The following is an 18,714-nucleotide window of genomic DNA, read 5'->3' on the forward strand; positions in this document are numbered from 1 at the left end:
TCAGTCGTTGAGCACGTGGGACAGTTCGTCGCGGAACCGGCGCTCGGACTCGGTCACCTCGTCGCCGCCCAGGCCCAGCAGACCGCCGGTCGACGCCGCGGTCACCACCTGCTCGGCGACCGAGAGCAGCCAGTGCCGGTACGCCCCGGCCTCGCCCTCGGAGACCCGGTTGGTCAGCAGCGTCGACGCCTTCCCGGCCCGGTCGAGCACGTCGGCGATCAGCGCCCTCGGATCGGCCGGCTCGATCGCCGGCAGTTCCTCGCCCGCCTCCGGGTCGCCGACCCGGCCGATCAGCTCACCGGCAACGGCGGCGACGAGCGGACTGGCCGACTCGCGGCCGGCCGCGATGGTCTCCAGTCCGGCGGCGTTCTCCGTCCTGGTCCGGCGGCTGCCGTCCGACTCCGCGGCACTGGCCGCGGTCAGCACCGACTGCGGCAAACCGACGAGCAGACCCCACTCGTCGTCGGAAAAACCGAACTCGGTTGCATACAGCGGTTGCTCGGTCACGGCAACCTCCCTTCACAGATGGCAAACCATCACATCCCACGGCACGACGTGCCGTACTGCAAACCGAATCGCCGGAGGCGGTCGGGACAACAGGGTCGGACGACGTTCGTCCGCACACGCTAGATCAGTCGCCGGCCGGAACGAGCAGGCCCTGCTCGCTGACGACCGGTACGGAGAGGGTCTTGTACCCCACCTCGTCGAAGAGCACCGTCATCTTGTCCGCCTCGTAGCCGAGGACCAGGCCGGAGCCCCACTCCGGGTGCCGTACGGAGCTGTGCACCGGGAACGGTGTGTCGTCCGGGTCCCGCCCGGCGGCGGTGGTCCCGCCGTCGCCCGGAACGCCGTCGCCGGCATGGCAGTTGTCGCAGTGCCCGCAGGGCCGGGGCATCTGCTCACCGAAGTACGCGAGCAGGGTCTGTCCCCGGCAACTCCGGGTCTCGGCGAAGGCACGCATCATGTCGGTACGGGACCGCTGTACGGTCTGCTGCCGTTCCGCCTCGGCCAGCGCCGCCGTGGCCGCGTCGACGGGTTGTGGGGCGTACTGCGGGCTGTCGAGCCGGTGGTTGGGCAGTGTGGTCGCCGCGCCGACCTGTTCGAGCAGCGCGACGAGTTGTCCGAGCTTGCGGGCACCGAGGCCGGTACGCTCGCGCAGCGCTGTCCTGCTCAGCGGGCCGCTGCGGAGCAGGGCGGCGAGGTCGCGCAGCTCGTCGGGGTCCGGTGCGCCGCCGGTGAAGTAGCGGCGGAGGCCGACGTCCTCGGCCCGCCACAGCAGCAGCGCCCGGGCCTGCTCGCCGTCCCGACCGGCCCGGCCGATCTCCTGTAGGTAGCTGTCCGGGGCGTCGGGCAGTGCCATGTGTACCACCCAGCGGATGTTCGGCTTGTCGATGCCCATCCCGAACGCCGAGGTGGCGACCATCACCGGTACCTGGTCGGCGAGGAACCTCTCGTGCAGTTCCTCGCGGGCACCGGCCGGCATGCCGCCGTGGTAGAACTCGGCCGCGAAGCCGGCGGTGGTGAGTCGGGCGGAGAGTTCCTCGGCGGCCCGTCGGGTCGGCACGTAGACGATTCCGGGCCGCTCCTCGGCGCCCAACAACGTGATCAGCCGCCGCCACCGGTAGTCCTCGGTGGCGCAGTTCGCCACCTCCAGGAACAGGTTGGCGCGGTCCAGTCCGGCGACCACCACCCGGGGCTTGTGCAGGCCGAGCCGGGCGATGATGTCGTCGCGGACCGGCGGCGAGGCGGTGGCGGTCAGCGCGACCACCGGTGGCCGGCCCAGTCCTCGGATCAGATGTCCCAGCGCCAGGTAGTCGGGGCGGAAGTCGTGCCCCCAGGCGGAGATGCAGTGCGCCTCGTCGACCGCGACCAGGGCCGGGCGCAGCGCGCGTACCTCGGTGAGCCGGTCCGGGTTGCTGAGCTGCTCCGGGGTGGTGAACAGGAACCGCGCCCGACCCTGCCGGATGTCCTCCAACGCGGCGGCCTGCTGTGCGGGGCTCTCGGCCGAACTGATCCGGACCGCGCGAAGTTCCGGCCGGTCGCGGTCGTTGAGCGCGGCTATCTGGTCCTGTTGCAGGGCCAGCAGTGGCGAGATCACCACCGTCGGGCCGGGCAGCAGCGTCGCCGGCACCTGGTAGACGGCGGACTTGCCGGCTCCGGTCGGCAGCACCACGAGGGTGTCCCGGCGCTTCATCACCGCCCGCATCGCGGCGAGCTGGTCGGGGCGCAGCTTCCGCCAGCCGAACCGATGCCGGGCGGCGCGGCGGAGCCGGGTGGCGTGCAGAGGTGGCAGCTTCATCGGAGGCCGGAGGTACCCCGGGGCCGGAGAACCGAAACGGAGGGCCGGTCCGGGTGCGGTCCGCCGGAGGCTCAGCCTGATCCCGTCCGGGCCCCTTCGGGTACGGCGGCGGCGATCGCGCCGTCGGTCCCCGCTCGCCGTCGGCCGTGGCGGGTTCGGCGGCGGCGAGTCGGTCTCCGATCACGAGTCGGTCTCCGATCAGTGGCCGGTCTCCGATCAGTGGCCGGTCTCCGATCAGTGGCCGCAGCAGGTCGGGCGCGGTGTCCGGGGACAGCGGGTCGAGGTCGAGCCGGCGGACGCCGTACCGGGCGACCAGGCCCGCGAGGCCGTCCCGGCTGGTGACGAGCGTCCGGCACCGGCCGGATCCGGGTAGCAGCGGGCGTACCTGGTCCACGGAGTGGGCGTTGTCCAGGACGACCAGCATCCGTCGCCCGGCGAGCAGGGTCCGGAACCGGGCGGCCCGTCCGGCCAGTGCGGCGGGCAGGGTCGCGGCGTCCTCGCCGAGCGCACCGAGGAAGCCGGCGAGGGCGTCGGTGGGGCGGATCGGCGGATCGGGATCGTAGCCGCGCAGGTCCACGTAGAGGCGTCCGTCCGGGAACCGGTCGGCGGTCCGGTGCGCCCAGTGCACGGCGAGCGCGGTCTTGCCCACCCCGGCCGGGCCGGTCAGCGCCGCGATCATCGTCTTCTCGATCGGGTTGCCGGCGCCGAGCAGGGCGTCGAGTTCCGCCAGTTGCCGGTCTCGCGCCGTGAACGGGAACACGTCCGTAGGCAACCCGCCGGGAGCCGCGACGCCGCAGATCCCCGACCCGCCGCCGGATCCGTCCTCCGGGCCGCCCGGGCCGTCGAGGGTGGTGCCGGTGCCGGTGCCGGTGCCGGTACCCGGGGCGGGCCGGCGGTGCGGGACGTGCTCGCCGGCCGTCCCGGGGTGCCCGGCCGGCGCCGGCCGGACCGACGGCGTCGAACCGACGGCGTGGAGTTCCCGGTGGCGGGCCCGCTGCCACAGTTCGGCGAATTCGGCGGGATCGCCGTCGAGTAGTCGCACGATTTCGGAGACCAGTTCCCATTCGGGCAGCCGGGGGCGGGCGAAGGCGGTGTGGATCGACGTCGAGTTGATTCCCCGGGGACGTCGCGGGGTACGGGTACGCCGTTGCAGCGCCCGCATGCTCGGTCGGCCCGCCGCGGAGTGCAGCTCGTGCAGGCGTTGGTAGAACTCGCGGATGGGTCCCTCGGGTACGGGTGGAGTGCTGAGCCGCCCCATCGACGCTCCAATGCAGATCGACAAGCCACCGGTCGGGTCGGCAGGTGTGTTCCGTCGCCATTTCCGGAATTTCTCATCACGATAGGCATCAATGCCAATGGTCAGGAAGAATGCGCCTATCGGAAATCCGACGTACGGGGCCGGGTTGCGGCTCGTCGGCTAACGGCCGCCGCGACCGAACATCGACCGGAGGGCCGCGATCAGGAGCAGGGTGCCGAGGACCACTCCGAGGAGCCGGACGGCCGGGATGTCGTACCAGCTCGTGTCCTCGGCGGCGAGGAGGCGGTACGGCAACTCGGCGAGGTGCTGCCGGGCCGGCGAGGTACTGGGCTCCATCCCTGCACTCTCGCACGTCGGGGCCACGTTCCGGTTAATAGGAAGGTTTATTGACTATTTGCTGAGCTGGTGTGACCATGGCAGCACCCGCCGCGACCGGGGCGGTGGCTGTCCACTGTAGATTCGGGGGAACCGGCGGGATGAGCGGATCGACGGACAACCTGTCCAGCCTGGCGGCGGCGGTACTTCAGCCGGGCTTCGTGGGAACCACCCGACCACCGGACTGGGTGCGCCGGTGGCTCGGTGAGGGACTCGGCGGGGTGGTGCTGTTCGCCCGCAACGTGGTGGACGCCGAACAGGTCACCGCGCTCACCGCGATGATGCGGGCTGAGAAGTCGGACGTGCTGGTGGCGATCGACGAGGAGGCCGGCGACGTCACCCGGCTCGAGTCCGGACGCGGCAGCTCCCGGCCCGGCAACCTGGCGCTCGGCGCGATCGACGATCCCGAGCTGACCGAGGCGGTCGCCCGGGACCTCGGGGCCGAACTGGCCGCCGCCGGGATCACCCTGAACTACGCGCCCGACGCCGACGTCAACGCCAACCCCGACAATCCGGTCATCGGCGTACGGTCCTTCGGGGCCGACCCCGAGCTGGTCGCCCGGCACACCGCCGCCTGGGTCCGTGGACTGCAGGCCGCCGGGGTCGCCGCCTGTGCCAAGCACTTTCCGGGACACGGGGACACCAGCGTCGACTCGCATCTCGACGTACCCCGGATCGGGGTCTCCCGGGCCCGGCTCGACGCCTGTGAGCTGCCGCCGTTCCGGGCCGCGATCGACGCCGGGGTGCAGGCGGTGATGACCGGCCACCTGCTGGTCCCGGCGATCGACGACGAGTGGCCGGCGACCCTGAGCCGGCGGGTGCTGACCGACCTGCTCCGCGACGAGCTGGGCTTCCAGGGAGTCGTGATCACCGACGGCATCGAGATGCGGGCGGTCGCCGACCGGTACGGCTTCGCCGGGGCGACCGTGCGGGCCCTGGTCGCCGGTGCCGACGCGATCTGTGTCGGCGGCGAGCACGCGGCCGAGGCGGACGCCCTGCGACTGCGGGACGCGATCGTCGAGGCGGTGACCACCGGCGTGCTGCCCGAGGAACGGCTGGTCGAGGCCGCCAAGCGGGTCGGCCTGCTGGCCGAGTGGGGCGCCGCGGCCCGCGCGGGATTGCCGGCCTGGACCGGCTCCGGTCCGGCGGGATCCGCGCTCGGCCTGGCCGCCGCCCGCCGGGCGGTCCGGCTGACCGCCGCCACGGGGGCGACCGGTCTGCCGCTGACCGGCCCCGCGCACGTGGTGGAGTTCGAGCCGCCGCGCAACATCGCGATCGGCGCCGAGACCCCGTGGGGGGTGGGTGCGCCGCTCGCCGCGTTGCTGCCCGGCACCACCACCGTACGACTGGCCGCCGAGGATCTCGGCGAGGACGGCGAGCTGCCGGCCGACGCGTCTGCGACGGCGGACGGGCGACCGCTGGTACTCGTCGTCCGGGATCTGCACCGGCACGCCTGGATGGGTGCCGCGGTACGCCGGATCCTGGCGAGCCGGCCGGAGGCTGTCGTGGTGGAACTCGGCGTACCCTCCATCGTCGCGGGTCGGGTCCACCTGGCGACGTACGGCGCCTCCCGGGCGGCCGGGCAGGCCGTGGCGGAAGTGCTCGCCGGAAGGTCCTGATCGGACGATCGCCGTACGATCCGTACCACTGGGGTAACCATGGGTGCCCCCACGTGTACGCCGAGTCGCGGTATCGTTCGTCCGGTGACCCCTCGCTGGCAGCGGGCCGCCCTCAAGCCGTCCTGGATCCGGTGGCTACCCTGCGCTTTCGTCTACCTCACCGTGGTTCCCGGGCAGTCCCGGTTCCGCCGCTCGGCGTGGACCAGCGTGGTGCCCTGGGACGGTTCGGCATGGTGCGACCCCGGCAGTGTCGACGAGTGGGTGGACCGGGCCCGGCGGCGTCGCGTCGGACGTGACGCCGACGACGCCGAACTGCACGCACGCCAGCACTACGCCTGGATGGTGCGGGTACGGGCGACCCGGATCGAGTTGTTCGCCGAGATGTGTCGGCGAAGCGGGCTGCCCGTCCCGCACACCGTCGGTGAGCTGCTGCTCTGCCTGGCCGGGTTCGGGCTGTTCGAACTCGCCGACGACGGCCGGGCCGGGGACGGTGTCGACGATCCGTGGGTGCTGCCCCGGCTGGACCGCGACCCGCTGGACGTGCTGCCGCTCTCACCCGAGGAACAGGAGTTGGAGGCCCGGGCCCAGCGGGACGACCAGGCCGTCCTGGTGGCCATCGCGGTACGCCGGCTCGCCCTGCGGACCCGTCGGCGTTGGCGCCGCCGGGTGGTCAGCACCAGCCTGGCCAGCCTGGCGGGCAACGCCGGAGTCACCGTCGAGCAGGCCCGGCGGTCCCTCGCCGATCTCGGTGAGATCGCGGATCTGCGGGTGGACGCGGACCGGGGCGACGACGCCCTGCGGCTCACCGTCCCGTGGCCGGACTTCCGGCTCCGGTTCCCGTTCACCGAGCTACCCGCGCCGGAGCACGCCGTCTGATCCGTCCGGGGCACCCGGTCTGCCCGACCGGCCCCCGGGGTCTGATCGCCGGGGAGCCGAGCGGTCTGATCCGTCCGGGGGTCGGGCGGTCCGGGTGTCAGGGCACCAGGCGCAGGATCCGGTCATCGCCGTCGTCCGGTGAGCCGCGGCCGTCGCGGTTGGAGGTGAGCACCCACAGCGATCCGTCCGGGGCGGTGGCGACGTGCCGCAACCGGCCGTACTCGTCGTTCAGCAGCGCCTCCGGGTTCCGCCCGTCGGTGCCGATCCGGTAGAGCCGCTGCCCGCGTAGGCAGGCCATCCAGACCCGGTCGCCGACCACGGCGATACCGCTGGGCGATGCCTCGTCGGTGCCCCAGGTCGCGAGGGGCGCCACGAACCGGGAATCCTCGGACTCGCCCTCGACCTCCGGCCAGCCGTAGTTGCCGCCGGCCGAGATCCGGTTCAGCTCGTCGTAGTGGTTCTGCCCGAACTCGGAGGCGTACATGGTGCCGCCGGAGTCCCAGCCCAGGCCCTGGACGTTGCGGTGGCCGTAGCTGTAGACCAGCGAGCCGAACGGGTTTCCGGGTGCCGGCTGGCCGTCCCGGGTCATCCGGAGGATCTTGCCGGCCAGGCTGTTCCGGTCCTGCGACGCGTCGCGCTGCCCCGCGTCGCCGGTGCCCGCGTAGAGCATCCCGTCGGGTCCGAAGGCCAGCCGGCCGCCGTTGTGCGTCCGGCTGCCCCGGGGGATGCCGGTCAGCAGCGGCTCGGGGCGTTCACCCAGGCGGAGCCGGGCGATCCGGTTGTCCTGGGCAGCGGTGTAGTAGACGTAGACCCAGCGGTCCCGGGCGTAGTCGGGGGAGACGGCGATGCCGAGCAGGCCGCCCTCGCCGGACGGAGCCGCCTCGTCGATCCGGGCCACCTCGCGGGCGCTCGCGCCGGAGACCTGGAGGATCCGCTTGGTGTCCCGCTCGGTCACCAGGGCCGATCCGTCGGGCAGGAAGGCCAACCCCCAGGGCGCGGCCAGGTCGCCGACCACCGTCTCCACCGTGCCGGCCCGGGCCCGGGGCGCGTCCGAGACCGACGGGTCGGCGAACCAACCCCGCCACAGCGCGACACCGACCAGGGCGGCTACCAGCGCGGCCACCACGATCGCCACGGCTACCAATCGACCCGTTCGGCCCGTCGTGCGTACTTTCGGCTCCGCCACGGGTACGAAGGTAGCCGCTCGACCCGTCGTGCGGTACGCGGGACCGTGGCGGGGATCAGGCGTCGGTGACCACGGAGGCGTACTCGGGGTGCCGTTCGATGAACCCGAGCAGGAAGGGGCAGGTCACCCGTACCCGGTCACCCCGCTCGCGGAGCTGGTCGAGGGCGCCCCGCGCCAGTGCGCTGCCCACCCCCTGCCCCTCGTACCGGGAGTCGACCTCGGTGTGGACGAGCACGGTGGTCCCGGACTCGACCTGGTAGCCGATGAAGCCGGCCAGGCTGTCGTCCAGGAGGATCTCGAAGCGCCGACGGGCGGGATTGTCTTCGACCAGGAGGTTCACCGGAGCAATTCTCCACCCATCAGCCCGGCGGTGTCCGGGGCCGCGCCGGTGATCAGCCGGTCGAGTTCGGTGAGCAGCCGGTCGACCTCCGATTCGGTGTTGTAGTGGTAGATGCTGGCCCTTACCGCTCCGCCGCTGTCCCGCAGCCCCATCGCCGTGAAGTACTCGTAGGCGTAGTAGTCGCCGGCCGAGACGCAGACGCCCCGCTCGCCCAGGGCCGCGGCGGTATCCGCGGGCGAGCGGCCGGCCAGCCGGAAGGAGACCGTCGGGCAGCGGCGCCGGGCCGCGCCGTAGACGGTCACCCCGGGCAGCCCGGTAAGGCCGGCCAGCAACCGGTCGAAGAGACGCTTCTCGTGCGCGTACGCGGCGGCCATGCCGGCGAGTACCCGTTCGCGGCGGCTGCCGGTCGCGGCCGGATCCAGCCCGGCGAGCTGGTCGACGGCGGCCCGCACCCCGGCCAGCAGCGGGAAGCTCGGCGTGCCGGCCTCGAAGCGTTCCGGTACCCCGTCCGGCGACGGCAGGAGCTTGGCCGGATGGAGTTCCGCCCACCGGCCCGGGTCGGCGATCACGGCCGCCAGATGCGGGCCGGACCACTTGTAGGCGCTGGTCACGTAGAAGTCGGCGCCGAGCGTGGGCAGGTCGGTGGGGCCGTGCGGGGTGGCGTGCACCCCGTCGACGTAGACGAGCGCGCCGGCCGCGTGCGCGATGGCGGCGATCTCGGCCACCTCCGGCACCGTGCCGATGGCGTTGCTGCCGGCGGTGAGGGCGACCAGCCGGGTACGCGGGCCGACCAGTTCGGCGTACTGCGCGGCCGGCAGCTCCCCGGTCTCCGGCTCGAACACGGCCCAGCGGACCACCGCGCCGGTGGCCTCGGCAGCCTGTACCCACGGCCGGACGTTGGCGTCGTGGTCGAGTCGGGAGAGCACCACCTCGTCACCCGGCCGCCAGTTTCGGCTCAGGGTCCGGGCCACGGTGTAGGTGAGCGCGGTGGCGCTCGGCCCGAGCACCACGCCGTCCGGCGTCCCCCCGACCAGGTCGGCGACCGCCTGGCGGGCCGCCGCGACGAGTTCCCCGGAGCGTCGGCCGGGAACGTGCGCGCTGCTCAGGTTGGCCACCGCGGTACGCATGGTGGTCGTCACCGCCTCGACGACCCCGGCGGCCACCTGGGTGCCGCCGGCCCCGTCGAAATGGGCGTATCCCTCGGCGAGAGCGGGGTAGGCGGCCCGGACCCGGGCGATGTCGAACGGCATGTCGGGCACCATAACCGCGGTGCCGCGCGCTCGGAAAGATCAGTTGCCTGGATCACCCCCGGTACCCTTGGTCGGGTGACGATTCCCCCGTACCGCCACCTGACCCCCGTCCGTCGCGCCGCCGGCCTCTTCGCCGCCCTGGCCCTCGGTGCGGCCGTCCTGGCCGGCTGCAGTTCCGAGGGCGCCACCACCGACTGTGGGCTGGACGCCTGCACGGTGAAATTCAGTCGGGGCGTAGACGCCCGGACGAGCATCCTGGGCGTGGAGGCCAAACTGATCGGAGTCGACGGCGACAAGGTGACCATCGAGGTGGGCGGCGAGCAGTTGTCGCTCACCGTCGGCCAGCAGGCGACCGAGGTGGGCGGCCTGTACGCCACGGTCGAGAGCGCGGACGCGGACCAGGTGGTGGTCCGGATCGGCCGTAACGCCGGATAGCCGACCCGCCGGATCCGCGGGCGGCGGTGGCCATCGGCCGGCGCCGCCCCGGTCCGGCCCCGACCGGGCGGCCCGGGAGTTTGGAAATCATGCCGATCGGTCATTGACAAGGCCATGTCAGCGACTCACACCGCCGGAGCCAGCGCAGCCCGCGCCGCCAACAGCAAATCTCTCGAACTCCTGGCCCGGGCCGGCTTTGTCGGTTACGGGCTCGTCCACCTTCTCTTCGCCTGGTTGGCGTTGCAGATCGCGTTCGGCCGGCCGGCCGACGACGGTGACCAGTCCGGTGCGTTGCGGACCCTGGCGGCACAGCCGCTGGGCACCTTCCTGGTCGCCGCGATCGGCGTCGGCCTGCTCGCGATGGCGATCTGGCAGGCCTTCGAGGCCGCGATCGGGCATCAGGAGTACCGAGGTCGGGAGCGGTTGTTCGAACGCCTCACCTCCGCCGGCCGTACCCTCGTCTACTTCTACTTCGCGTGGACCGCGTACCAGGTGGTCCAGCAGGCGAACTCGTCCAGTGCGGACAAGCAGCAGGCGTTGACCGAGCAGTTGATGGGCTCCTCCGGGGGCCGGCTGCTGGTCGGGCTGGCCGGACTCGGCCTGGCCGCGCTCGGCGTCGGGCTGATCTGGTACGGCGTCGTCAAGCGGTTCGAGCGGCATCTGCGGACCGGTGAGATGGATCACCGGGTACGGACCGTGGCCCGTCGACTCGGTGTCGCCGGCTACGCCGCCAAGGGTGTCGCGTACGGCATCGCCGGGCTGCTGCTGCTGACCGCCGCGATCAACTACGACCCGGACCAGTCCCGGGGGCTGGACGGCGCGCTGCACACGCTGCGGGAGCAGTCGTACGGCGGGATCCTGCTCACCCTGGTGGCCCTCGGCATCGGCGCGTTCGGGGTGTTCTGCTTCGTCCAGGCCAGGTACCGCAAGGTCTAGTATCGACAGATCGGGTGATATGCCGCATTCTGCATTATTCACACATATCCCTTAGACGGTGCACGCCCTGCCGGGCTCGCTCGGGAACATCCCGAAGCGACGCCCGGCTTTGGCATGAGAGGAAGAACATTGGTGGACAGCTATCTGTGGACCATCATCGCCGCGCTGGGCGCGGCGGCGATCGCACTGCTCGTGGTGGAGGCGGTGCACCGCACCGTGCGCCGGCTCGGTCGGCGGTCCATCCTGCTCAGCGAGCTGTCCGAGCACTCGCACCGTCCGTTCCAGGTGGCCACGACCGTGCTGGCCGTGCAGTTCGGCGTCCGGTTCAGCACCGAGTACGGCATCGGCACCGCCTGGCGGCAGACCCTGCTGCACTTCCTCGTCCTGACCGTCATCGCGACGACCGCCTGGCTGGTCGCGTCCCTGCTGGTGGTCAGCGAGGACACCGCGCTGGCCCGGTTCCGGATCGACGTGCCGGACAACCGGCAGGCCCGACGGATCAAGACCCAGATCGTGATGCTGCGCCGGGTCACCATCGCCGTCATCGTGGTGCTGGCCATCGGCGTGATGCTGATGACCTTCCCCAGCGTCCGGGGCGTCGGCGCCAGCGTGCTCGCCTCGGCCGGAGTGATCGGCGTGGTCGCCGCCCTGGCCGCGCAGAGCGTGCTCGGCAACGTCATCGCCGGGCTGCAACTGGCGTTCAGCGACGCGGTCCGGCTCGACGACGTGGTGGTGGTCGAGGGGGAGTGGGGGCGGATCGAGGAGCTGACCCTGAGCTACGTGGTGGTGCAGATCTGGGACGACCGCCGGCTGATCCTGCCCACCTCGTACTTCACCACCAAGCCGTTCCAGAACTGGACCCGTACCCAGGCCGCTGTGCTGGGTACCGCCGAGTTCGAGGTGGACTGGTCGGTGCCCGTACAGGCGATGCGGGAGGAACTGCGCCGGCTGGTGGAGGGCACCGAGCTGTGGGACGGGCGGACCTGCGTACTCCAGGTCACCGATGCGGTGGGTGGCATGGTCCGGCTGCGGGCGCTGGTCAGTGCCGCCGACGCGCCGAGACTGTGGGACCTGCGCTGTCAGGTACGCGAGCAGCTCGTCGGCTGGCTGCGCGACCAGCGACCCACCGCGTTGCCCCGGCTGCGGGCCGAGGTCGGTCACGCCGAAGGCACCCTGCCCTGGCAGTCGGTCGCGCCCCGGGGGTCGGTACCCGGTCGGCCGGAGCGCCCGTCCGCCGATCGCCGGGCCGGGGCGCACGAGCCGCCCGACGACGCCCGGCTCTTCGGCGGCGGCGACGACGGCGAGGCCCGGAGCCACGACTTCGTCGGCCCCGACGAACCGGTCGACGCCCCGCCCCGTTGACCCTGCCCGCCGTGCTGAGCGTGCCCTACCGCGCGGGGGCGTGTCCCGCCGTGCTGAGCGTGCCCTACCGCGCGGGGGCGTGTCCCGCCGCGCTGGGAGCCGGCCCGCCGCGCTGAACCGCCCAGCCGGAGCGCTGATGGCGCCGTCGGCCGGCCCTGGCGGGTTGACCTGCCGGGATCGGCCGCCATCGGACCGGCCGGTGGCGGACACTAACGACAACGGAGCCCGACGGTGTGCCCGCCCGCCGCTGCGCCGGACGCCCCGCAGCCCGATGCCGCCGGGCCGGCGGACGGCGGTCGGGGCACCCTGGGCGAGTCGGGCCCGACGAACAGGATTGAACGGCGGGCGACCGGGGCATACAGCCCAGGGACCGGGAAGGAGGACACCATGGCCGATGTCGTACGTGATTCCGCTCGACCGGTTACGGAGCAGTCCACCGCGGAGCTGGTGCAACGAGCGACCGAGCAGCTCTCGCGACTGGTACGCGACGAACTGGCGCTGGCCCGGATCGAGCTGGCCGAGAAGGGCCGGCACGCCGGCATCGGGGTCGGGCTCTTCGGCGGCGGCGGTGCGATGGCGCTCTACGGACTCGGCGTGCTGGTGGCCGCCGGTGTGTTGGCGCTGGCCCTGGTGATTCCGGCCTGGGCGGCGGCGCTGGTGGTGGCCGGGGCGCTCTTCCTGATGGCCGGGCTGCTCGCACTGGTCGGCCGCCGGCAGGTACGCCGGGCGGTGCCGCCGATGCCCAGCGCCACGGCCGACAGTGTGCGGGCCGACGTGCGTACGGTGGCCTCGGCGGTCCGGGACCGGGGACAGCCGTCATGAACCGCAGCAACGGATCGGGCAATCCGGAGGCACTCCGGGCGGAGATCCGGCAGACCCGGGCCGAACTCGGCGAGACGGTGCAGGCGTTGGCCGCCAAGGCGGACGTGAAGGCCCGGATCAAGGGGTCGGCCGCACAGACCCGGGACCGGGTACGCGAGCGGGCCGGGCAGACCACCGCGACCGTCCGGTCCTCCGTACACGACGCCGGGTCGGTAGCGTTACGCCATCCGGCGTCCTGGGCCGTGATTGCCGCCGGGGCGCTGGCTCTGGCGGTCGTGGTACTGGTGGCGCGAGGGAGGCGTGGGTGAGCAGGACAGTCAGCAAGGTTGCCTACCGTCCGGTGGGCATCCTGTTGGGTATGGCGGCGGGTGTGGCCGCGGGAGCGGTGTTCCGGCAGGTCTGGAAGCTCACCGCCGGGGACGGCGAGGCGCCCGACGCGATTGACGAGGACCGGGGCTGGGGCGAGATCCTGGCTGCCGCCGCGTTGCAGGGTGCCATTTTCGCGGTGGTCCGGGCCGCCGTGGACCGGGGCGGCGCGATCGGGGTCCGTCGATTCACCGGTAACTGGCCCGACTGACCGGCGCGACCGCCCGCCGATCCGGGCTCCGGCCGGCACGACCAGCGGGATGAACGCCGCCGGCCGACCGGTCGTGAGTACGCTTCGGGTATGCGTCGACCCTTCGCTCTCGCCGGTGTACTCAGCCTGCTGTTGGCCGTAACCGTTGGCTGTACCGACCGGGGTGCCGACGGCGACCCGGCCGACGGTGCCGGAAACTCCACATCGCTGCCCGAGGCGGCCGGCCTGCTCCGCTCGGCCGCGACCGAACTGGCCACGGTGAAGACCGCCCGGTTCGCGATCGCGACCGAGGGTGCGGCCGAGTCGCTCGGGATCAGCGCCGCCGAGGGGGTGATCACCGCGACGGGTGAGGCCCAGGGCTCCGCCCGGATCGAGCAGAGCGGCCTGCCGCTCGAACTCCAGTTCGTGGTGAAGGGCGACACGTTGCACGTCAACGGACTCACCGGCGGCTGGCAGAAGTTACCGCTCTCGACCGCCGCGGCGATCTACGACCCGACCGCACTGCTCTCGCCGGACCGCGGGGTCGCCAACCTGGTCAGCAAGTCCAGCGGTACCACCGAGGGCCGGGAGACCGTCGACGGCGTGCCGACGTACCGGATCAAGGGAACGCTGCCGGGTTCGGCGCTCGGCACCCTCGTGCCGGGCGTCAGCGAGGACGTCACCGGCACGCTGTGGATCGGCGTGGACCGGCCGCTGCTGCACCGGGCCCAGTTCCCCGTGCCCGGCCAGACCGGCACCGTGACGGTCACCTTCTCGGAGTACGACGTTCCGGTCACCATCCGTGTCCCCTGACTCCGCCGCACCTGGCGGAGCACCGGCGGTGTCACCGGGCGGCGAGGTGCCGCCGGCCGATACCGCGCCGGCCGATACCGCGCCGACGGAGGGCGCGCCGACGCCGGGCAGGACCGGTGGCCGGGTCGCGATCGGGGTCGGCGGCGCGGCGGTGCTGCTCGCCGCGCTGGACGCGTACGTGGTGGTGACGCTGCTCGTGGAGATACTCGGCGACCTGCGGGTCCCGGTGAACCGGCTCGAACGGGCCACCCCGGTGGTCACCGGCTACCTGCTGGGGTACGTCGCCGGGATGCCACTGCTGGCCCGACTGTCCGATAGGTACGGTCGACGGATCGTCATCGAGTGCTGCCTGGCCGGATTCGCCGCCGGCTCGGTGCTGGCCGCGGTCGCGGACACCATGCCGCTGCTGGTCGCCGGTCGGGCGTTGCAGGGCCTCGCCGGTGGCGCCCTGCTGCCGGTGACGATGGCCCTGGTCTCCGATCTCGGCACGGCCCGGCGCCGCGCGCTGTCGCTGGGGCTGGTCGGCGCGGCACAGGAACTCGGCAGCGTGCTCGGTCCGCTCTACGGTGCCGGGGTCGCCGCCCTGGTCGGTTGGCGCGGGGTGTTCTGGGTGAACCTTCCGCTCGCGCTCGCCGCGGTCGTGGTGGTCCGGCTGACCCTGCCCGGTGCGGGCGACCGGACCTCCGCCGCGCGGCAACGCGTCGACGTCGTCGGCGGGATTCTGCTGGCGGTCGCCCTCGGGCTGCTCGTGGTCGGCCTCTACAACCCCGATCCGGCGCGGTCTCTGCTGCCGCCGTGGGGCCCGGCCAGCGTCGCGGGCGGCGTCGCGGTGTTCGCCGGTTTCCTGCTGTGGCAGGCCCGGTCCCGGACCCGACTGCTGGACCCGACCGGGGTGCGGATGCGGCCGTTCCTCGTCGCGCTCGGCGTCAGCGCACTGGCCGGCGCGGCGCTGATGGTGACGCTGGTGGACGTGCAACTGTTCGCCCAGACGGTGCTCGGCCGCGACGCGGTGGGCGGCGCGTTGCTGCTCACCCGGTTCCTGGTGGCGCTGCCGGTGGGTGCGGTCGTCGGTGGACTGCTCGCCCGTCGCCTCGGCGAACGCGGGCTGACCGTCGGTGGTCTGGCGTTGGCGGTGCTCGGCTACCTGCTGATCGCGGGCTGGCCGGCGGATCCGCTGTCGGCCCGCTACGCGATCGGCCCGGTCGGGTTGGCCCGGCTCGACGTCGACCTGGTACTGGCCGGCTTCGGTCTGGGACTGGTCATCGCGCCGCTGAGTGCCGTGGTGCTGCGGGCGGTTCCGGCGGCGCAGCACGGCGTCGCGTCGGCCGCGCTGGTGGTGGCGCGGATGATGGGGATGCTGCTGGGTGTCGCCGGGTTGACGGCGTGGGGCCTGCATCGGTTCCAGCGCCTCACGGCGGACCTGGTGACCCCGCTGCCGTTCGGTGTGGAGCGGGCCGAATACCAACGCAGGGTTGCCGAGTACGCCGACGCCGTACGCGCGGCGTTGCGGGTCGAGTACGCGGAGATATTCACCGGTGCGGCCCTCTTCTGCCTGTTGGGCGCGGTGTTGGCGCTGGCCCTGGGTGGCCGTACGCCCTCCGGCGACGCCTCGGGAAAACCGTCTGCCTGATCCGTTTTTGCCCGGTTGGCGGTGCTGTGACCGCACTGATCCGTCGATGCGTCGGACCCCGTTTTCCGGCTTCTCAGGTCACATGTCGGAGAATTTCGTCGGCTAGGCTATGCGAAGTTTTTGCGTACGTGGTTTGCTGTCTCACGCTGTTGAGAGATGGCGTGGGTCGAGGGGATGTCCTCCTTCGTGGGGGCCACTCAAGGCGCCGCTGCTCGAAAACGGCCAACCGGCCGCACGGCGTGCTCGGCCGCCAGTTTTAGAAGGAGATACACATGGCGCAGGGAACCGTGAAGTGGTTCAACGCAGACAAGGGCTTCGGCTTCATCACCGTCGACGGCGGGGGTGCTGACGTGTTCGTCCACTTCTCGGCCATCCAGACCAGCGGCTACCGCACGCTGGAGGAGAACCAGCGGGTGGAGTTCGAGATCGCTCAGGGCCAGAAGGGGCCGCAGGCTGAGCAGGTTCGCCCCATCTGATTCCGGTGACGGCCGGCCCGCCGGCCTAGAGTTACGATTCCTTTGGATCCACGTCGAGCCCCGCGCCCCTGCGGGGCTCGACGCGTATCCGGGCTCAGGACGGCGTACGCCTGCTGCGGGCGCGTAGGCCGAGACCGAGCAGGACCAACCCGGCCAACGCCACGATCGGCCCGATGACCGCCCAGACCGTCTCGCCGGTCATCGCACTGCCACCCAGTCGACCCAGCCCCTGCAGGGTCCACACGGCGCCGACGACGACGGCGAGCACGCCGAGCGCGAGCGGAAGCCAACCCTTCATCCGCCACTCCTTTCCACGACGTCCCGATCCGGTACGTCGACCCGATCGGGTACAGCGTCATCCCGCTTTCCCAACGACCGCAACCGATCCGACGCTACGCGCGACATCGGGCGCGGGCCACGGGAAGTAGTGGCGGTCGGCGGTGCGACGGCGGTACGGCGACTACCAGCGGTCGTGCACCTGCGGCCGGATCAGTTCGTCGTACACGGCGTTCACCGTGGCGGTCGCCTCGGCGGACAGTGGCGCCAAGTCGGCGGCGGCGACGTTCGCCCGAGCCTGCCCGGTGTTGCGGGCGCCCGGAATCACCACCGTGACACCGGGCTGGTCGAGGATCCAGCGCAGCGCGAACTGCGCCATCGTGGCCCCCTGCGGCACCAGCGCGCCGAGTCGGCGTACGGCCTGCAGCCCGGTCTCGTAGTCGACTCCGGAGAACGTCTCGCCGACGTCGAACGCCGCACCGTGCCGGTTGTAGTTGCGGTGGTCGTCGCTCGGGAACGTGGTGTTCTCGTCGTACCGGCCGGAGAGCAGGCCGCTGGCGAGCGGCACCCGCGCGATGATGCCGACTCCGGCGCTGGCGGCGGCGGGCAGTACCCGCTCGATCGGCTTGTGCCGCAACGCGTTCAGGATGATCTGCACGCTGGCGACGCCGGGCCGGGCGATCGCGGCGAGCGCCTCGTCGGTGGTCTCCACGCTGACGCCGTACGCCGCGATGCGTTCCTCGGCCACCAGGGTGTCCAGGGCGTCGAAGACGGCATCGGTGTGGAACACCGGCGTGGGTGGACAGTGCAACTGCACCAGGTCGAGTACGTCCATCCCGAGGTTGGCGCGGGACCGGTCGGTCCAGGCCCGGAAGTTGTCCAGTACGTACGCCTCGGGCACCTGTGGCACCCGGCGGCCCATCTTGGTGGCGACGGTGAGTCCGGCGTCCGGTCGTTCCCGCAGGAACCGGCCGATCAGTTGTTCGCTGCGGCCGTCGCCGTAGACGTCGGCAGTGTCCAGAAAGGTGACTCCGGCGTCGACGGCGGCGGCCAGGATGTCCAGGGCGTCGGACTCGGTGACCTGGCCCCAGTCGGCGCCGAGTTGCCAGGCACCGAGCCCGATCACGCCGACCTGGCGGTCCAACCGCCCGAAGATGCGCTTTTCCACGTCGGCGAGCCTAGCCCCGCCCCCCACCACCCCGCCGGGCGGAGGTGTAAGGAAGGGCCCCCGCTTATCGCTTCCGGTATAGGAAGGGCCCCCGCTTAACACCCGGGCCCGCCCGATGTGGTAAACAAGACGTACGTACGGTTTGGAGGCGCCATGTGGGATCCAGCGACCTATCTCCGGTACGGCGACGAGCGGTCCCGGCCGTTCTACGACCTGACCGCCCGGGTCGGCGCCGAGCGGCCCCGTGTCGTGGTCGATCTCGGCTGTGGACCCGGAAACCTCACCGCGACCCTGTCGACCCGGTGGCCGGCCGCCCGGGTGGTCGGCCTGGACTCCTCGGTCGAGATGATCGAGGCCGCGACGGCGCGTGACTCCGACCCGCCGGGGGCGGCCGGGGCTGCGAGCGGGCTCGCCGACACCCGGCCTGCCGGGGCCGCACTCGACGGCAGCCGGCCCGCCGCCTCCGGTGTCGAATTCGAGGTGGCCGACGCCCGGACCTGGTCGCCCGGTCCCGACGTCGACGTGGTGGTCTCCAACGCCGTACTTCAGTGGGTTCCCGGACACGAGGCACTGCTGGTGCGCTGGGCCCGGGAGCTGACCACCGGTTCGTGGCTCGCGGTCCAGGTGCCGGGCAACTTCGCCGCCGCGTCCCACCGGGCGCTGTACGCGACCGCCGGGGAACCTCGCTGGCGTGGTCTTGTCGATCTCGTCCTACGCGACGCGCCGGTCTCCGACGCCGCCGGCTACGCGGACCTGCTGACCGGCGCGGATTGCCAGGTCGACGCCTGGGAGACTACCTACGTGCACCTGCTACCGACCTCCGGCGCCGACCATCCGGTGCTCACCTGGATGGAGGGGACGGCCCTGCGTCCGGTCCGGGCGGCGCTGGGCGGCGCGGGTGCCGACTGGGACGCCTTCCGGGCCCGCCTGGCGGAGCGGCTCGCCGAGGCGTACCCGATCCGGGGCGGGCTGGTGTACTACCCGTTCCGCCGCATCTTCTTCGTCGCCCGCACCGGCGCATCGCAGTAGGGAGAACC

The 18,714-nt window shown here is 72.4% G+C and carries 21 protein-coding genes; 13 read left to right on the forward strand and 8 right to left on the reverse strand.

Going from position 1 to position 18,714, the window contains the following annotated elements:
• Together H4W31_RS22190 and H4W31_RS22195 are read right to left on the reverse strand one after the other, a co-directional pair.
• Positions 1-507, reverse strand: coding sequence for a hypothetical protein (locus H4W31_RS22190; RefSeq protein WP_192768407.1), 507 nt, complete (start codon positions 505-507; stop codon positions 1-3).
• A 124-nt stretch (positions 508-631) separates the two neighbouring features.
• Positions 632-2,299 (reverse strand): RecQ family ATP-dependent DNA helicase, encoded by a 1,668-nt coding sequence (locus H4W31_RS22195; RefSeq protein ID WP_192768408.1) that lies wholly within the window; start codon positions 2,297-2,299, stop codon positions 632-634.
• 397 nt (positions 2,300-2,696) lie between these two features.
• Between H4W31_RS22195 and H4W31_RS22200 the strand changes: the two genes are divergently transcribed.
• On the forward strand, positions 2,697-3,335 hold the full coding sequence (locus tag H4W31_RS22200) for a hypothetical protein (RefSeq protein WP_192768409.1): 639 nt from the start codon (positions 2,697-2,699) through the stop codon (positions 3,333-3,335).
• 381 nt (positions 3,336-3,716) lie between these two features.
• Here the strand turns inward: H4W31_RS22200 and H4W31_RS22205 are convergent, their stop codons facing one another.
• Positions 3,717-3,893, reverse strand: a complete 177-nt coding sequence (locus tag H4W31_RS22205) for a hypothetical protein (protein WP_192772829.1) — start codon at positions 3,891-3,893, stop codon at positions 3,717-3,719.
• Between the two features lie 140 nt (positions 3,894-4,033).
• On the opposite strand from H4W31_RS22205, the gene H4W31_RS22210 reads away from it, so the two are divergent.
• Together H4W31_RS22210 and H4W31_RS22215 are read left to right on the forward strand one after the other, a co-directional pair.
• Positions 4,034-5,551 carry a glycoside hydrolase family 3 protein gene (locus tag H4W31_RS22210; RefSeq protein WP_192768410.1) on the forward strand — a complete coding sequence of 506 codons (1,518 nt, stop codon included), beginning with the start codon at positions 4,034-4,036 and terminating at the stop codon, positions 5,549-5,551.
• Between the two features lie 84 nt (positions 5,552-5,635).
• The gene (locus tag H4W31_RS22215; protein ID WP_192768411.1) at positions 5,636-6,427 is read left to right on the forward strand and encodes a DUF6042 family protein; all 792 of its coding nucleotides are present in this window, start codon (positions 5,636-5,638) and stop codon (positions 6,425-6,427) included.
• Positions 6,428-6,524: 97 nt separating this feature from the next.
• Here the strand turns inward: H4W31_RS22215 and H4W31_RS22220 are convergent, their stop codons facing one another.
• The 3 genes from H4W31_RS22220 to H4W31_RS22230 all read right to left on the reverse strand — a co-directional run bounded on the left by H4W31_RS22220 (position 6,525) and on the right by H4W31_RS22230 (position 9,203).
• Positions 6,525-7,556 (reverse strand): PQQ-dependent sugar dehydrogenase, encoded by a 1,032-nt coding sequence (locus H4W31_RS22220; RefSeq protein ID WP_404825726.1) that lies wholly within the window; start codon positions 7,554-7,556, stop codon positions 6,525-6,527.
• A 112-nt stretch (positions 7,557-7,668) separates the two neighbouring features.
• Entirely contained in the window at positions 7,669-7,953 is a 285-nt protein-coding gene (locus H4W31_RS22225; protein ID WP_192768413.1) for a GNAT family N-acetyltransferase, read from the reverse strand.
• Positions 7,950-9,203 (reverse strand): cysteine desulfurase-like protein, encoded by a 1,254-nt coding sequence (locus tag H4W31_RS22230; RefSeq protein WP_192768414.1) that lies wholly within the window; start codon positions 9,201-9,203, stop codon positions 7,950-7,952. Before H4W31_RS22230 ends, H4W31_RS22225 begins: the two co-directional genes overlap by 4 nt.
• A 75-nt stretch (positions 9,204-9,278) precedes the next feature.
• On the opposite strand from H4W31_RS22230, the gene H4W31_RS22235 reads away from it, so the two are divergent.
• The 9 genes from H4W31_RS22235 (at position 9,279) to H4W31_RS22275 (ending at position 16,233) form a co-directional block, all read left to right on the forward strand.
• Complete coding sequence (locus H4W31_RS22235) at positions 9,279-9,638, forward strand: hypothetical protein (protein ID WP_192768415.1); 360 nt, start codon at positions 9,279-9,281, stop codon at positions 9,636-9,638.
• Positions 9,639-9,752: 114 nt separating this feature from the next.
• Positions 9,753-10,574, forward strand: coding sequence for a DUF1206 domain-containing protein (locus tag H4W31_RS22240; RefSeq protein ID WP_192768416.1), 822 nt, complete (start codon positions 9,753-9,755; stop codon positions 10,572-10,574).
• A gap of 132 nt (positions 10,575-10,706) precedes the next feature.
• The gene (locus H4W31_RS22245; RefSeq protein ID WP_192768417.1) at positions 10,707-11,936 is read left to right on the forward strand and encodes a mechanosensitive ion channel family protein; all 1,230 of its coding nucleotides are present in this window, start codon (positions 10,707-10,709) and stop codon (positions 11,934-11,936) included.
• Positions 11,937-12,323: 387 nt separating this feature from the next.
• A complete protein-coding gene (locus tag H4W31_RS22250) occupies positions 12,324-12,758 on the forward strand; it encodes a phage holin family protein (RefSeq protein WP_192768418.1) in 435 nt (144 codons plus the stop codon).
• Positions 12,755-13,066, forward strand: a complete 312-nt coding sequence (locus H4W31_RS22255; RefSeq protein ID WP_192768419.1) for a DUF3618 domain-containing protein — start codon at positions 12,755-12,757, stop codon at positions 13,064-13,066. The genes H4W31_RS22250 and H4W31_RS22255 overlap by 4 nt, the downstream gene beginning before the upstream one ends.
• On the forward strand, positions 13,063-13,335 hold the full coding sequence (locus tag H4W31_RS22260) for a DUF4235 domain-containing protein (RefSeq protein WP_192768420.1): 273 nt from the start codon (positions 13,063-13,065) through the stop codon (positions 13,333-13,335). The genes H4W31_RS22255 and H4W31_RS22260 overlap by 4 nt, the downstream gene beginning before the upstream one ends.
• Before the next feature lie 90 nt (positions 13,336-13,425).
• Complete coding sequence (locus H4W31_RS22265; RefSeq protein WP_192768421.1) at positions 13,426-14,127, forward strand: LppX_LprAFG lipoprotein; 702 nt, start codon at positions 13,426-13,428, stop codon at positions 14,125-14,127.
• The gene (locus H4W31_RS22270) at positions 14,117-15,757 is read left to right on the forward strand and encodes an MFS transporter (protein ID WP_318783344.1); all 1,641 of its coding nucleotides are present in this window, start codon (positions 14,117-14,119) and stop codon (positions 15,755-15,757) included. Before H4W31_RS22265 ends, H4W31_RS22270 begins: the two co-directional genes overlap by 11 nt.
• A 272-nt stretch (positions 15,758-16,029) precedes the next feature.
• Positions 16,030-16,233 (forward strand): cold-shock protein, encoded by a 204-nt coding sequence (locus tag H4W31_RS22275; RefSeq protein ID WP_007075740.1) that lies wholly within the window; start codon positions 16,030-16,032, stop codon positions 16,231-16,233.
• Positions 16,234-16,327: 94 nt separating this feature from the next.
• On the opposite strand, the gene H4W31_RS22280 is transcribed toward H4W31_RS22275, so the two are convergent.
• Positions 16,328-16,531: a hypothetical protein gene (locus H4W31_RS22280; protein ID WP_192768422.1), complete on the reverse strand. Its 204-nt coding sequence runs from the start codon at positions 16,529-16,531 to the stop codon at positions 16,328-16,330.
• Positions 16,532-16,693: 162 nt separating this feature from the next.
• Positions 16,694-17,677 carry an aldo/keto reductase gene (locus H4W31_RS22285; protein ID WP_192768423.1) on the reverse strand — a complete coding sequence of 328 codons (984 nt, stop codon included), beginning with the start codon at positions 17,675-17,677 and terminating at the stop codon, positions 16,694-16,696.
• A 153-nt stretch (positions 17,678-17,830) separates the two neighbouring features.
• On the opposite strand from H4W31_RS22285, the gene H4W31_RS22290 reads away from it, so the two are divergent.
• On the forward strand, positions 17,831-18,706 hold the full coding sequence (locus H4W31_RS22290) for a methyltransferase domain-containing protein (RefSeq protein WP_192768424.1): 876 nt from the start codon (positions 17,831-17,833) through the stop codon (positions 18,704-18,706).
• Positions 18,707-18,714: the final 8 nt, after the last annotated feature.

Origin of the sequence: Plantactinospora soyae, from assembly GCF_014874095.1 — a bacterium.
Lineage (GTDB): Bacteria > Actinomycetota > Actinomycetes > Mycobacteriales > Micromonosporaceae > Plantactinospora > Plantactinospora soyae.